Source organism: Microbispora triticiradicis, from assembly GCF_005864065.1.
GTDB classification, from domain to species: domain Bacteria; phylum Actinomycetota; class Actinomycetes; order Streptosporangiales; family Streptosporangiaceae; genus Microbispora; species Microbispora triticiradicis.
Window position 1 is genome coordinate 1 of record NZ_VANP01000012.1, and the last position, 15,676, is coordinate 15,676.

Below are 15,676 nucleotides of genomic sequence, written 5' to 3' on the forward strand. Positions count from 1 at the left end.
TGACGTGGGCGTTGGTGCCGCTGATGCCGAACGACGACACACCCGCGCGGCGGGGGCGGTCCACCTCCGGCCACGGCATCGCCTCGGTCAGCAGCCGCACGTGGCCGGCCGACCACTCGATGTGCGGAGACGGCTCGTCCACGTGCAGCGTCTTGGGCAGCACCCCGTGCCGGATCGCCTGCACCATCTTGATGACCCCGCCGACACCGGCCGCCGCCTGCGCGTGCCCGATGTTCGACTTCAGCGACCCCAGCCACAACGGCCGCTCCTCCGGCCGATCCTGACCATAAGTCGCAAGCACCGCCTGCGCCTCGATCGGGTCACCCAGCGTCGTCCCCGTGCCGTGACCCTCCACCGCATCGACGTCCCGCACCGACAACCTGGCGTTCGCCAGGGCCTGGCGGATCACCCGCTCCTGCGACGGACCGTTCGGCGCCGTCAGACCATTCGACGCGCCGTCCTGGTTCACCGCCGAGCCCCGCACCACCGCGAGCACCCGGTGCCCGAGCCGCCGGGCGTCCGACAACCGCTCCACCAGCAGCACGCCGACGCCTTCACCGAGTGAGGTGCCGTCCGCGCCCGCGCCGTACGCGCGGCAGCGGCCGTCGGGCGACAGGCCCTGCTGCTCGCTGAAGTCGACCAGCATCTCCGGGGTGGCCATCAGCGTCACCCCGCCGGCCAGGGCGAGGGAGCACTCCCCCGACCGCACCGACTGGACCGCCAGGTGCAGCGCCACCAGCGAGGACGAGCACGCGGTGTCGATCGTGACCGACGGGCCCTCGAACCCGAACACGTACGACACCCGGCCCGAGGCGATGGATCCGGTGCTGCTGTTCGCGGCGTAGTCGTGGTACATCATCCCGGCGAACACCCCGGTCGCCGAGCCCCGCAACGTATCCGGGTCGATGCCGGCCCGCTCGATCGCCTCCCACGAGGTCTCCAGCAGCAACCGCTGCTGCGGGTCCATCGTCAGCGCCTCGTTCGGCGAGATCCCGAAGAACCCGGCGTCGAACTCGGCTCCCTCGTACAGGAAGCCGCCGCCCCGCGCGTACACCTTGCCCGGCGCGCCGCGCTCGGGGTCGTACAGCGCGTCGACGTCCCAGCCGCGGTCGGCGGGGAACTCGGAGATCGCGTCCACGCCGTCGGCGACCAGCCGCCACAGGTCCTCGGGCGAGGCCACCCCGCCCGGGTACCGGCAGGCCATGCCGATGATCGCGATCGGCTCGTCCGCACCCGGCGTGACCGCCGACGCGGGCACCGGGACGGAGGCGGACGTGGCCGCCGGGGCGAGCAGCTCGGCCAGGCGGTTCGCCGCGGCGCGGCTCGTCGGATAGTCGAAGATCATCGTGGCGGGGAGCCGGAGGCCGGTGGCCGCGTTGAGCCGGTTGCGCATCTCCAGCGCCGTCAGCGAGTCGAAGCCCAGCTCCTTGAAGGCCCGGTCCGGCTCGATCGCGTCAGCCGACGAGTGCCGGAGCACGTCCGCGACGCAGGTCCGCACCAGGTCGAGCAGCGTACGGGTGACCTCGTCGGGCCCGAGACCGGCCAGCCGGTCGGCGAGCGAGCCGTCGGCCGTTCCCGAGTCGCGCGAGGCCCGGCGCGGCGGCCGCCGTACCAGATCGCCGAGCACGGTGGGGAGCGCGTCGGCGGACGCCTGGGCGCGGAGCCCGGCCGGGTCCAGGCGGACCAGGGCGAGGTGGGCGTCCCCGGCGGCGAGCGCGGCGTCGAACAGGATCAGGCCCTGCTCGGGAGTGAGCGGCGGAAGCCCGTCGCGGCGCAGTCTCCGCGCGTGCTGGTCGTCGAGCGCGTCGGCCATGCCGACCCCGGTCCACGGGCCCCAGGCCATCGAGGTCGCCGACAGGCCCGAGGCGCGCCGGTGGGCGGCGAGCGCGTCGAGGAACGCGTTCGCCGTGGCGTAGTTGGCCTGTCCGGCGGCGCCGATGGTGCCGGCGACCGAGGAGAACAGGGCGAAGACGGCCAGGTCGAGGTGCTCGGTCAGCTCGTGCAGGTGCCAGGCGGCGTCCGCCTTGGGCCGCAGCACGGCTTCGAAGTCGTCCGGCGTGAGAGTGGCGAGCACCCCGTCGGCGAGCACGCCCGCGGTGTGCACGACGCCGGTGAGCGGGTGCCCGGCCGGGATCGCGTCGATGACGGCGGCGAGCGCGGCCCGGTCGGCGACGTCGCAGGCCGCGATGGTGACGTCCGCTCCCAGGCCGATCAGCTCCTCGCGAAGCTCCGCGGCACCGGGCGCGGCGACGCCCCGGCGGCTGGTCAGCACCAGGCGGCGCACGCCGTACGCGGTGACCAGGTGCCGCGCGACGCGCCCGCCCAGGCCACCGGTGCCACCCGTGATCAGCACCGTGCCGTCCGGGTCGAGCACCCGACCGCCGGACGCGGCACCGCCGGGCACCGCAGCGTCGAGCGCCGCGCCGTTCTGCGCAGCGCCGGCCGGGGCGAGCGAGGAACCGGGGACGCCGTCCGTCTCGGGGACGAGCGCCAGGCGTGGCACGAGGAGTTCGCCGCCGCGCAGCGCGAGCTCGGGCTCGCCGGTGGCGGCGGCGCGGGCCAGCGTCTCCGGGGTGACATCGGATTCGTCGGCGTCGACCAGCACGAACGCGCCGGGGTTCTCCGCCTGGGCCGCCCGGACCAGGCCCCACACGGGCGCCTGGGTCAGCTCGACCGGGCCGCCGTCCACGGCGACGGCCCCCCGGGTGACCAGCACCAGCGGGCCGGTCGCGGCCCGCTCGTCGGCGAGCCGGTCACGCAGCGCGCCGAGCACCTGCCGAACGATATCCCGCACCTCGCCCGGCACGGCATCGCCTGCCGGGACGGGGCAGTGATAGACGGCGACCTCAATGCTCTCCGCCGGGCCCTCCGCGGGCGCGGAGACCGGCCGCCAGACGATCCGGTACGGCGAGAGCGCCTTCGTCTCCGCCGCCGGGGCCAGTTGCTCGGCGGAGACCGGCCGGCTGACCAGCCCCGCCACGGTCAGCACCGGGCGGCCCGCGGCGTCGGCCGCCTCCAGCCGCACCGCGTCCGGCCCCTCCGGAGTGAGCCGCACCCGCAGTTCGGTGGCGCCGACCGCGTGCAGCGTGACGTCGGTCCAGGCGAACGGCAGGACAGTGTCGCCCGACCCGGTCACCAGGGCCGTGTGGAGAGCGGCGTCCAGGGCGGCCGGGTGCACCGCGAACCGCTCGGCGTCGCCGTGGGCCTCCTCGGGGAGCCTCACCTCGGCGAACAGCTCGTCGCCCCGCCGCCAGGCCGCCCGCAGGCCCTGGAACACCGGGCCGTAGGCGTACCCGCGCTCAAGGAGCCGGTCGTACGCGCCGTCGAGCGCGATCGCGGTCGCGTCACGCGGCGGCCAGGTCGCCAGACCGGCATCGGACGGTGTCGCGGCACGGTCCCGCAGCGCGCCGGACGCGTGACACGTCCACGGCCCGTCGGGGTCGTCGTCCCGGCGCGAGTGCACGGCGACCGGGCGGGCGCCGGACTCGTCGGCGGGCCCGACGACGACCTGCACCAGCACGTTCTCGTCGTCCGCCAGGATCAGCGGCGCCTGGATGGTCAGCTCTTCGAGCACCGGGCAGCCGGCCTGCTGGCCCGCGATCAGCGCCAGGTCGACGAAGCCGGTGCCCGGCATGAGCACCGTGCCGAGCGCGTCGTGGTCGGCCAGCCAGGGGTGGGTGCGCAGCGAGACGCGGCCGGTGAACAGGTGCCCGTCGCCGTCGGCGAGGGTGACGGCGGCGCGCAGCAGCGGGTGGTCGATCGGCTCCTGGCCCAGCGCGGTCACCTCGACGGCCGACTCGGGGTTCTGCCAGTAGCGCTCGCGCTGGAAGGCGTACGTCGGCAGGTCGACCACGCGCGCGGCGGGCCGTCCGGCGGTCCAGTCGACCTTCGCCCCGCAGACGTGCGCGTTCGCGAGGGAGGTCAGGAACCGGGTGAGGTCGCCCTGGTCGCGGAGCAGCGACCCGACCACCGCGGCGTCGGCCTCCTCGGCCTCGAAGGTCGCCTCAACGCCGTGCCGCAGCACGGGGTGCGGGCTGCACTCGACCCAGAGGTCGAATCCGTCCCGCAGCAGCGCCCGGGTGGCCTCGTCGAACCGTACGGTCTCGCGGAGGTTGGTGTACCAGTACTCCGCGCCGAAGGCGGTGGTGTCGGCGAGGTCGCCGGTCACCGTGGAGTAGAACGCGACCGACGCGGGCCGGGGGGTCACCGGGGCGAGGATCTCGATGAGGCTCTCGCGGATGGCCTCGACGTACTGGGAGTGGGACGCGTAGTCGACCGGGATGTTCTTGGCCCGCAGGCCCTCGCCGGTCAGTTCGGCGAACAGTTCGGCCAGCGCCTCGGGGTCTCCGCAGACCACCACGGAGCCGGGGCCGTTGACCGCGGCCAGGCACAGCCGGCCGCCCCAGCGCTCGATGCGGGCGGTGGCGGCCTCCGCGCCGAGCGGGACGGACATCATGCCGCCCTGTCCGGCGAGCTGCTCGCCGATCAGCCGGCTGCGCAGGGCGACCACCCGCGCGCCGTCCTCCAGGGACAGCGCGCCCGCCACGACGGCCGCGGCGATCTCGCCCTGCGAGTGGCCGACGACGGCCTCCGGGACCACCCCGTTGGCCCGCCACAGCTCGGCCAGCGACACCATGACGGCCCACAGCACGGGCTGCACGACGTCCACCCGGTCGAAGCCCGGCGCCCCGGGCTCGCGCCGCAGCACGGCGAACAGGTCCCAGTCGACGAACGGCTCCAGCGCCCGCGCGCAGGCCGCCATCCGGTCGGCGAACGCGGGCGCCTGGTCGATCAGGTCCGCCGCCATCCCCGCCCACTGCGACCCCTGACCGGGGAAGACGAAGACGGGACGGCGCGTCACCGGCGCGACACCGGTGACGACCTTGGCGTCGTTCTGGCCGGCGGCGAGCGCCGCCAGCCCCGCGACCAGTTCGTCCCGGTCGCCGCCGAGGACGACGGCCCGGTGCTCGAAGCGGGCGCGGGCCGTCGCGAGCGAGTGCGCGACGTCCGCCGCCTCCAGCTCCGGGCGGACGTTCAGGTGGGACCGGAGCTGCCCGGCCTGGGCGCGCAGCGCCTCCGGGCTCTTGGCCGACAGGATCCACGACGTCACCGGGGACGCGCCGGCCTCCGCCGGGGAATCCGACGGGGACTCGCCCGTGACCTCTCCCGGGGTCTCGCTATGGGAAGCGGCCGGGGAGTCGGCCGCCTGTTCGATGATCACGTGGGCGTTGGTGCCGCTGACGCCGAACGACGACACCGCGGCACGCCGCGGCCGGTCGACCTCGGGCCAGGGCGTGGCCTCGGTCAGCAGCCGGACGTTGCCCGCCGACCAGTCCACGTTCGGCGTCGGCGCGTCCACGTGCAGGGTCCTGGGCATCAGCCCGTGCCGGATCGCCTGCACCATCTTGATGACCCCGCCCACGCCGGCCGCCGACTGGGTGTGCCCCAGGTTCGACTTGAGGGAGCCCAGCCACAGCGGCCGGTCGTCCGGGCGGTTCTGGCCGTACGTCGCGATGATCGCCTGGGCCTCGATGGGGTCACCGAGCTTGGTGCCGGTGCCGTGGCCCTCGACCACGTCCACGTCCGCCGGCGACAGCCCGGCGTGCTCCAGCGCGCGGCGGATGAGCCGCTGCTGCGACGGCCCGTTGGGCGCGGTCAGCCCGCTGCTCGCGCCGTCCTGGTTCGTCGCCGTCGCGCGCAGCACGGCCAGCACGGGGTGGCCGTTCGCACGCGCGTCCGACAGCCGCTCCAGCAGCAGCACGCCGCAGCCCTCGCCCCAGCCGGTCCCGTCCGCGGCCGCCGCGTACGACCGGCACCGGCCGTCCGGGGAGAGCGCCCGCTGCTTGCTGAACTCGACGAAGGCGTCCGGGCTCGCCATCAGGCACACGCCGGAGGCGAGGGCCAGCGTGCTCTCCCCCGCGCGCAGGGACTGCGCGGCGAGGTGCACCGCGACGAGGGACGAGGAGCAGGCCGTGTCCACCGTCACACAGGGGCCCTCGAAGCCGAAGATGTAGGACACGCGGCCCGAGGCGACGGAACCGGTGCCCTGCGCGTCGGCGTAGTCGTGGTACATCATCCCGGTGAACACGCCCGTGGCGCTGCCCTTCAGCGTCCCCGGGTCGATGCCGGCGCGTTCGAACGCCTCCCAGGTGGTCTCCAGCAGCAGCCGCTGCTGGGGGTCCATCGCCAGGGCCTCACGGGGCGAGATGCCGAAGAAGGCCGCGTCGAAGTCCCCCGCGTCGTACAGGAACGCACCCTCACGGGTGTACGCCTTGCCGGGTTTGCCGGGTTCCGGGTCGTACAGGTCCTCCGGCCAGCCGCGGTCGGCGGGGAACGCCGACGTCGCGTCGACCTCGTCGACGACCAGGTTCCACAGGTCCTCCGGCGAGGACACCCCGTGCGGGTAGCGGCACGCCATCCCGACGATCGCGATGGGTTCACCGGAGGACCGGTGTTCCAGCTCGGCGAGCCGTCTCTTGGCCTCCCGCAGGTCGGCGGTGGTCCGCCTGAGGTATTCGAGCAGCCTCTCCTCGTTGCCCATTTCTTCTCCGCGAGGTCCCTATGCCGTGGTCTGGGAAACGGCCGAATCAGCGGGCGCGGCGTCGAGGACGCCGGAGAAGCCGGGATACTGCGCGATCGCCTCGTCGGCGGTCAGCGGCGGCAGCTTCGGTCCACGCATCATCGCCACCAGCAGCGGCAACGTCATCATCTTCTTGGGGGTGATCACCAAGGACGCCGCGCTGTAGGTCGCACGGGCCATGGCGGGGTGCTCGGTGACCACGCGGCCCCAGCGGGCGGCCATCTTGAGCTGCGATGGGCCGCCGCGGAGGGTCAGGTTGGTGCGCACGTTGGGGAACCACCGGTCCTGCCCGATCGCGACCTCCCACCAGGGCTCGCCGGCCTTCGCGATACGCTGCTGCGCCCGCCGGGCCAGGCCGTCGGTGAACCCCGTACGCTCCACTTCCTCCCGCAGCGCGAGCGCGCCGAAGGCCGAGATCGACATCCCGGTGGCGTAGTTGGGGTTGAGCGTCATCGCCGCGTCGCCGAGCACGACGAAGCCCTCCGGGACGATCCGCTCGAAGTGCCTGCGCCGGTTGGCCAGGCCGCGGTAGGCCCGGATCTCGCCGAGCGGCGTCGCGCCCGCGAGCAGGTCCGCGATGATCGGGCTCCGCATGCTGCGGGCGAACTCGAGCCAGCCCTCCTCGTCGGTGGGCGGGTGCGCGCCCCTGGTGCCGATCAGCGCGACGATCCAGCGGCCGTCCTCGTTGGGGAGCAGCGCGGCGCCTCGGCCCGGCTCTCCGGTGCTGTTGTCGGCCTGGATCAGGATGCCCGGGAAGTCGTCGCCGGCGGACGGCGGCGCCAGGAACGACCGTCCCGCGTACGCGAAGCCGGCGTCCAGCGTGTCCTCGGCGACCTCGGGCAGGCCCAGGTCGGTGAGCCAGCGGGGCGAGTCGGAACGGCGGCCGGCCGCGTCGACGACGAGGTCCGCCTCGATCGTCTCCGCCGGTCCGCCGTCACGCTCGACCCGTACGCCGGTGACCCGGGAGGCGTCACCGGTCAGCCCGACGACCTTGGCCGATTGGATGAGGGTGATCCGGTGATAGCTGAGCGCCTGGCGGCGTACGACGTGGTCGAGCAGCGGGCGGCTGCAGGTGACGACGAAGGGGTCGCCGTCGAAGCGCCGGCTCCAGCCCTGCGGGGACAGCATCGCCATCCGCTCGCCGATCCGCAGGTGATGCGCCCCGTGCGCGTAGAGCAGGTCGGTCGTCTTGGGCAGCAGCGTGTCCAGCGCCATCGCCCCGCCGCCGAACAGCATGTGGTTGTGGTGGCCCTGGGGAAGCCCGCGCCGCTGAGCGGGCGAGGTGGGAAACGTGTCGCTCTCGATGATGGTGACCCGGTCGACGTGGCGGGCGATCGCAGTCGCCGCCAGCATCCCGGCCATCCCACCGCCGATGATCGCCGCGTGGGTCATCGTCGCTCTCCCCGGTTTCAGACGCTCGCCGCTCGGCGCTGGGCCTCCTGCTCCAGCGCCGCGAAGGTGTGGTGCATGTCGCGTGCCATGCCCTTGGCCCAGAACAGCTTGAAGACCGGCGTGAACCAGCCGGTCAGCTGGACCCGGCGGGTCACCCTGACCTGGCCGGCGCCGATCTGCTCATAGGTGTTGGTGATCGCCATGGCCCCGCCGGGCATCGGCGACTCGGTCGAGTACTCCTTGCCGGGGATCACCGCGACGACCTTGAACGGGCCTCCGGGGGCGCCGCGCGGCTTGGTCCAGCCCTCCGCGCCCGGCACGAAGTCGCCCTCGAAGCGCGACACGTCGACGTGCGGGTCCCAGCTCGCCCACGAGGCCGGGTCCGACACGGTCTCCCAGACTGAGGCGATGTCGCCGGTGATGGTGGCTGACTCCATAAGGCTCAGCATGAGGTACCTCTTCACTCATCAGGGTTCTTCGGGTGAGCTGGCCGTCGACCACGGCGGCGAACGCTCATTTGCTGATTCATTGAATCGGGATGCAACCCCGAACCGCCAGAGGATTCGCCCCCTATCATTGGCTTAGCAGGGATAGGGGTCTATTGCCCTTTTCAAGGGGAAACGCCCTGAGTGGCAACAGGGTGAAATCGCCCGCAAATGGGGCTAATAGTGGGCGCGTACGCGATATTCATCGCCGGCCGCTCGTCGCCTCGCGCCTGACGCCGGGCGGGGGCGGCCGGGCAGCTCCGTGAGCCGCCGGCTCACACGCGGGGCGGCCGGCCGGAGCGCCACCCCCGGGACGCCAGAACCGGGGCACCCCAACCGGGGCGCTCTCCTCCGCGGGGCCGTCGCGCCGCGGTCCGTACACCGCGGTCGTGCGCCGCAGTCTGTACGCCGCGGTCCGTACGCCGCGGTCCGTACGTCGCGGTCCGTACGTCGCGGTCCGTACGTCGCGGTGCTCGCGCGCGGCGCATGCGCGACTCGCGCGGGGTCCCGTCACGGGCGTGATCCTCATCCGCGCGGCTCTCGTCCGCATGCCGCTCCACGCGGCCCTCGCACCTGGGACCGTCGTGTGTGCGGCCGGTTCTCGCGTACGCCCGGCGCGAGCGTGGTCGCGGTGCGCGCGGCCGTCGTTCAGGACGCCGGGACGCCGGCCGCCCTGGTGGCCGTGGCCGGGCGGTCACGGCGCGGGTCACGGCGCGTGCGGGTCACGCCACGGTGGCGCCGAGCCCGGTGACGTACCTGATGCCGAGCCGCATGACGTGCCTGGCGGCACCCCTGGTGACGTGCCTGGTGACGTCCTAGGTGGGGTGCCTGGTGACGGGTGCGACACCGGGTGTGGGGACGGGTGTGGGGACGGAAGGCCGGTGACTCACACCGGTTCGCGTACCACGCCGGCCTCCCTGGCCGGCAGGGCGAAGTCACGCTGGTACCACAGCAGCGGCGTGCCGCCGACGTTCAGTCGCGTCGCGACCATCGACCCGACCAGCAGGTCGTGGTCCCCCACCGCGAGGGTGCCGCTCGACACGCAGCGGAAGGCCGCCTTCGCGTCGAGCAGGCAGGGCAGGTCGGAGTCGGGCCAGAAGCCCAGCTCGCCGCCCGCGAAGCGGTCGACGCCGTGGGTGGCGAAGGTCCTCGCGAGGTCGCGGTGCTGCTCGCCGAGGACGTTCACCACGAACTCCCGGCAGGAGGTGATGGCCTCGTGGCAACTCGATCGGCGGTCCACACCGACCAGAAGCAGCGGCGGCTCAAGGGACCCAGAAGTGACGGAACTGGCAGTGAAACCCCAGCGACGCCCATTCTCGTCCACTGTCGTGACGATTGTGAGCGGTGCCACGAGTTCCGCCATCGCCTGGCGAAAGGCGCCTGCGTCTATAAGTGATTCCACTTGCATTGTCACGATTTGAGTTTCACATCACGCCATCGCCGGGCACATCCCCTGCCGACCCCTAACACCGACCGTTATTCGGTCGCCGACGGCCTGCGGGGAGCCCACGGCGGCAACGATGGCGACGATCAGGCGGACCGACAACCCCTACCGGGATCACCCCTGCCGGACCCTGCAGATGCGCCCGCTCTGCCCCGAGATCGGCCTCCGACGCTTTCTCCCGCGGCGCCGGCCCGCTTAACTGGCACCATGAACGAACCTGCGGCGATCAGGAGCATCCTGCCGCCCGAAGTGGTGGCGGTCGACACCTTTCACGACGCCCACGACGGGATGCTCTTCGCGGCGGAGGAGAAGGCCGTGAGCCGATCCGTGGACAAGCGCCGCAACGAATTCACCACCGCGCGCATCTGCGCGCGCCGGGCGATGAAACTGCTCGGCGTCCCCGAGCAGCCCATCCTGCGGGGTGATCAGGGCGAGCCCAAGTGGCCGGCGGGCCTGGTCGGCAGCATCACGCACTGCGCCGGCTACCGGGGGGCCGTCCTCGCGCCTCGCGGCGAGGTCGTCACCCTCGGCATCGACGCCGAACCCGACGACGCCCTGACGAACGGCGTGCTCGAAGCGATCTCCCTGCCCGAGGAACGCCTGGCCCTGCAGAAGCTGGCCCGCAAGCATCCCGGAGTCGCGTGGGACAGGCTGCTGTTCTCGGCCAAGGAAGCGGTCTACAAGGCGTGGTTCCCGCTGACGAAGCGCTGGCTCGACTTCGAGGACGCGATGGTGACCATCGATCCCGACAACGGCCGCTTCACCGCCGCGCTGAAGGTGAAGGGACCGTACGTCTCGGGGGCGCAGCTCACCGGCTTCTCCGGTCGCTGGGTCGCCACCAACGGCCTGCTGCTGGCCGCCATCGTCGTGCCCGCCCAGTCCCGCTGAGCCACTCCCGCTGAGCCAGGTCCACTCAACCGGGCCACCGAACCAGGTCACTCAGCCGGGCCCACTGAGCCGGATCCACTGAGCCGGATCCACTGAGCCAGACCCGTTGAGCCGCGGTCTGCTCCGGTTTCGGGCCGCCCACGCGGCCTCGGCACGCGCGGCGGGGTGACCTCGCGCCGGTCCCCCGCCGGTCAGCGGGCCTGTCGCGACACACGGGAAGCCTGTCGCGGCACACGGGAAGACGGCGTGCGGACACCGCGGTCATGTGCGCCCGGTCATGTGCGCCCGGTCGGGGCGGCCCCCTTCGGCCCGCAGCCATCACGGCGAACAGCACGGCGACCATCGCGACAGACATCACGGTAGGTATGGCGGGGCGGGGTTGGCCGGCCGGCGGGGTTGACCGGCCGCGCGCCCGCGCGCCCGTTCGTGTGATCGCCGCCGACACGGTGCGGGCCGCCCGGTTCCGGGAGGAGAACCGGCCCACCCCGCCGTGCCGCAGTGCTCGGATGAATGACTCACTCCTGAGGCGTCGCCGGCACCACTTCTGTGCTCGCCGATTCCCGCTTCGCGGCACTCAACGCGCGCGCCCGCCAACCCTCCGCGTGTCCCGCCCGAGGAAATGAGTCATGCTTCTACCAGCGATCACAAGGAGGGAGCGCCGTGACCGACACCCCGCGCGAGGGCGGATACCGGCCGGGCTACGAGGTGGCCGCGGAGCAGGTGCTGGAGTTGATCGCCCGGCTTGGCCTGCGTCCGGGTGACCGCATGCCGACGGAGAACGACCTGGCCGGGCAGCTGGGCACCAGCCGCACCGTCGTGCGCGAGGCGGTGAAGATCCTGTCGGCGCTCGGCCGGGTGCGCGCCCAGAAGGGCCGGGGCCTGTACGTCGCCGACGACGAGGGAATGCTCGGCGCCGGGCGGCTGGCGTCGTTCTTCCTTCCCACCGACCTCGACCACGTCTACATGCTGTTCGAGTTCCGGCGCGCCCAGGAGATGGAGACCAGCCGGCTGGCCGCCCGCCGCGCCACCCCCGCCGAGCTCAGAGCCGTCGAGGAGGCCGCCGCCGTGTGCCGCCACGGCTTCGAGACCGGACGCGAGGACCTGTTCAACGAGGGCGACGACGCCTTCCACACCGCCATCGCCACGGCCTCACACAACATGTTCCTCCAGATCGCCGTACGCGAGGCGCGGCGGCTGCAGGTCCAGTCCAACATGATCGGGCTGCGCGGCTCGGTCGGCGGGCACACCGCCAAGGCCGTCGAGGAACACGACGCCATCTACCAGGCCATCTGCGCCGGAGATCCGGCGGCCGCGGCCCACGCCGCCGCCACGCACATCGACAACACCCTGGACGACTACCGCAGAGAGATCCAGCATCGCCTCTTCTCCCCGGCCGACCGGCCCGGCCCGGCGGTCAGCACGGGCAGGTCTGGGTGAGCGGGGCGGATACAGGCGACGCGGTTCAGGGCGGACCGGTCGGCACGGGGTTGCTCCATAGGCGCTCCGGTGCGTCGCACGACTGAGTCGCGGAGTCCGACTCTTCGTCCTGGCAACTCGTCGTGACGGTGGTGGTGTGAGGCAGAGCAAATACCACGTGTCCGGAGCCCGTCAAGTAGACGGCACGGGCGGTCCCCTCGCCCGCGCGACCCCACCTGCCCTTATGGAGCGAAGATCGCCCCGCCCGGAGAGCGCCCCGTGAAAGTTTCACCGGCGAGGGATCATGGTCCACCCGCCGGGACGATCTTCCACTGCCGGCTGGCGCTGCCGCTGCCGGCGCACAGGTCGGTGCTCGCGTTGCGGATCCACACATAGGCGCCGCCCCCGTCGCCCACACCCCAGGCGCTCTGCGGCCGGGTCACCCGTTTCAGCACCGCTTGCGCCGCCTGGGCGGGCAGTCGCCCCATCCGGTCGATCCCTCCGAACTGGCTGGTGGAGGCCTCGGCCGCGGTCGGGACGACGGTCACCGCGCCCCCGGCCAGAACCAGCGCCGCCAGAGATCTGGACATCCGACCACTCCTCTCGTGCGAACGTAGTGGCCGAGCGAATCCGACACCGGGAAGCCCGTCAAGAGCCCGCACTCGGGCCTTTCCGGTGCTTCTCCCGGCCTCCGGACACCGCCCATGCGCTCCCCCTGGGGCTGGTCAGGTCTCCGCCGGAGCCGATCGGTATGAAACATTCATCCGCGACGAACCGGGACAGCGGCCGGGCGAGCAGCGGGTCAAGGGTCCGATGACGAGTGTGAAACTTGGGGCTTGACGGACCGTTATGTTCCGCTGATAACTGGTACCCAGACCTCCGAGGCCGGCCCTCTCCGGGCCCCGCCTCGCGGTCCGACCATCACGCCGGGCCCGGGAGCCCCCCGGACCTCCCCGCGGTGGCCGCAAGCGTCGACTGCCCTATGGCAGTCATTGTTAACGCTAACATTGCGAGCCAATGAGGAAGGACCACCTAATGAGCCGGCGAAAAGAGAATCCGGTGCGCGGCGTCGTGAGTGTCGTCGTCGCGCTCCTGGCGGTCGCGATGTCCCTGGTGGCCGTCGCCCCGGCACACGCGGCCGTCGGGATCACGATCAACGGCGGTTCCGGCGGCCGTACGTTCGACGGCGTCGGCGCGATCAGCGGCGGCGGGGGCAACAGCCGCCTGCTCGTCGACTACCCCGAGCCGCAGCGCAGCCAGATCCTCGACTACCTGTTCAAGCCCGGGTACGGCGCCTCGATGCAGATCCTCAAGGTCGAGATCGGCGGTGACACCAACTCCACCGACGGCGCCGAGCCGAGCCACCGGCACACCTCCGGCGACATCGACTGCAACCGCGGCTACGAGTGGTGGCTGATGGAGCAGGCCAAGGCCCGCAACCCCAACATCAAGCTGGTGGGCCTCGCCTGGGGCGCCCCCGGCTGGCTCGGCAACGGCAACTTCTGGTCGCAGGACACGATCAACTACCTGGTCGACTGGCTGGGCTGCGCGAAGAACAGCCACGGGCTGACCATCGACTACCTGGGCGGCTGGAACGAGAAGGGCCGCGACACGAACTGGTACATCAACCTCAACTCGGCCCTGGACTCCCGCGGCTACAGCAATGTGAAGATCATCGCCGATGACAACTTCGGCTGGGGCATGGCCGACGACGCGGTGAACAACAGCGCCTTCCGCAACGCGGTCGACGTGTACGGATCGCACTACGTCTGCGGCTACCGCGGCGCCCAGCAGAACTGTCCCAGTTCCACCAACGCGATCAACTCCGGCAAGGCGCTGTGGGCCAGCGAGAACGGCTCCGACGACTACAACGACGGGGCCAAGGCGCTGGCCCGCGGCATCAACCGCGACTACATCGACGGCAAGATGACCGCGTACATCAACTGGCCAGTGATCGCCGCGATCACCCCCAACCTGCCCTTCGCCACGATGGGCGTGGCGGTGGCGCCGCAGCCCTGGTCCGGTTACTACGCCGTCGGCAAGAACGCCTGGGCGATGGCGCAGACCACCCAGTTCACCGCCCCCGGCTGGAAGTACCTCGACTCCTCCAGCGGCTACATCGGCGGCAATCGCAACAACGGCAGCTACGTGTCGCTGAAGTCGACGAACAACACCGACTACAGCACGATCATCGAGACGATGGACGCCACCTCCGCCCAGACGCTGAACTTCAGCGTCACCGGCGGCCTGTCCACCGGCCAGGTGCACGTGTGGGCGACCAACCTCAACTCCGGCAACTCCGCCGACTACTTCGTCCACACCGGCGACCTCACCCCGTCCGGCGGCAACTACTCCCTGACCGTCCAGCCGGGGTACGTGTACTCGATCACCACCACGACCGGACAGGGCAAGGGCACCGCGACCAGCCCGGCCCGGGGCTCGATGGCCCTGCCGTACTCCGACACCTTCGACTCCTACGCCGTGGGCCGGGAGGCGAAGTACCTCATGGACATGCAGGGCTCGTTCGAGGTCGTGGGCTGCGGCGGCGGACGGTCCGGCCGGTGCGTGCGCCAGATGGCCCCGCGCCAGCCGATCCTGTGGACCGGCGGCTCCCACCCGTACGCCCTGCTCGGTGACCTGGGCTGGAGCAACTACACCGTCTCCACCGATGTGATGCTGGAGCAGAGCGGCTACGTCGAGGTCATCGGCCGGGCCGGCGCCCAGCACTCCTTCGGTCCCGAGGGACTCAACGCCTACTACCTGCGGGTGACCGACGGCGGCGCCTGGCAGATCATCCGCAACAATGTCGACAACGCGATGACGACGGTCCGCAGCGGGAACGTCGCCGGGCTCGGCACCGGCCGCTGGCACACCCTGGGCCTGACCTTCTCCGGCAGCACGATCACCGCGAGCATCGACGGGACGCAGGTGGGCTCGGTCACCGACGGCACCTGGGGCGCGGGCCAGATCGGCGTGGGCACCAGCACGACCGAGACCGCGCAGTTCGACAACCTCACGATCACCCCGGGCCAGGGCGGCGGAACCGGCAACGGCAACCTGCTGCGCGGCCTGGCGAGCGGCCGGTGCGTGGACGTGCCGAACCAGTCGCAGACCAACGGCACCCAGGTGGCGCTGTGGGACTGCAACGGCGGCACGAACCAGCAGTGGACCTACACCTCCGGCAAGCAGCTCCAGGTGTACGGCAGCAAGTGCCTCGAAGCCGGCACCACCAACGGCGCCGCGGTCGTCATCAACGGCTGCTCCGGCGGGGCCTCCCAGCAGTGGAACCTCAACGCCGACGGCACCGTCACCGGCGTCCAGTCCGGGCTGTGCCTGGACGCCAACGGCGCCGGAACCGCCAACGGCACGAAGGTCATCGTGTGGTCCTGCAACGGCGGAAGCAACCAGCAGTGGAGCCGTAACTGACCCTGCCCGGTCGCTCGCCCCGGCGGTCCGCCGCCTGGGCCCGGC

The 15,676-nt window shown here is 72.2% G+C and carries 8 protein-coding genes; 3 read left to right on the plus strand and 5 right to left on the minus strand.

Translation table 11 applies throughout. The features are described 5' to 3' along the window. From FED44_RS37690 to FED44_RS26590, 4 genes are all read right to left on the minus strand, one after another. Positions 1–6,541 (minus strand): type I polyketide synthase (locus FED44_RS37690; protein ID WP_138462421.1); only part of this gene is annotated, 6,541 nt, incomplete at its 3' end. A gap of 18 nt (positions 6,542–6,559) precedes the next feature. Beyond that, the gene (locus tag FED44_RS26580) at positions 6,560–7,972 is read right to left on the minus strand and encodes an NAD(P)/FAD-dependent oxidoreductase (protein ID WP_111700063.1); all 1,413 of its coding nucleotides are present in this window, start codon (positions 7,970–7,972) and stop codon (positions 6,560–6,562) included. Between the two features lie 17 nt (positions 7,973–7,989). Then, positions 7,990–8,409 carry an SRPBCC family protein gene (locus tag FED44_RS26585; RefSeq protein WP_167521598.1) on the minus strand — a complete coding sequence of 140 codons (420 nt, stop codon included), beginning with the start codon at positions 8,407–8,409 and terminating at the stop codon, positions 7,990–7,992. Positions 8,410–9,343: 934 nt separating this feature from the next. Continuing rightward, entirely contained in the window at positions 9,344–9,865 is a 522-nt protein-coding gene (locus tag FED44_RS26590; protein ID WP_111700065.1) for a flavin reductase family protein, read from the minus strand. A 243-nt stretch (positions 9,866–10,108) separates the two neighbouring features. Here FED44_RS26590 and FED44_RS26595 point away from each other — a divergent pair, with 243 nt between their 5' ends. Further along, a complete protein-coding gene (locus FED44_RS26595) occupies positions 10,109–10,789 on the plus strand; it encodes a 4'-phosphopantetheinyl transferase family protein (protein ID WP_111700066.1) in 681 nt (226 codons plus the stop codon). 660 nt (positions 10,790–11,449) lie between these two features. Then, a complete protein-coding gene (locus FED44_RS26600; protein WP_167521599.1) occupies positions 11,450–12,226 on the plus strand; it encodes a FadR/GntR family transcriptional regulator in 777 nt (258 codons plus the stop codon). A 281-nt stretch (positions 12,227–12,507) separates the two neighbouring features. Here FED44_RS26600 and FED44_RS26605 read toward each other — a convergent pair whose 3' ends face one another. Further along, positions 12,508–12,795 (minus strand): hypothetical protein, encoded by a 288-nt coding sequence (locus FED44_RS26605; protein WP_138462423.1) that lies wholly within the window; start codon positions 12,793–12,795, stop codon positions 12,508–12,510. Positions 12,796–13,264: 469 nt separating this feature from the next. On the opposite strand from FED44_RS26605, the gene FED44_RS37695 reads away from it, so the two are divergent. After that, on the plus strand, positions 13,265–15,631 hold the full coding sequence (locus FED44_RS37695; RefSeq protein WP_244302291.1) for a ricin-type beta-trefoil lectin domain protein: 2,367 nt from the start codon (positions 13,265–13,267) through the stop codon (positions 15,629–15,631). Positions 15,632–15,676: the final 45 nt, after the last annotated feature.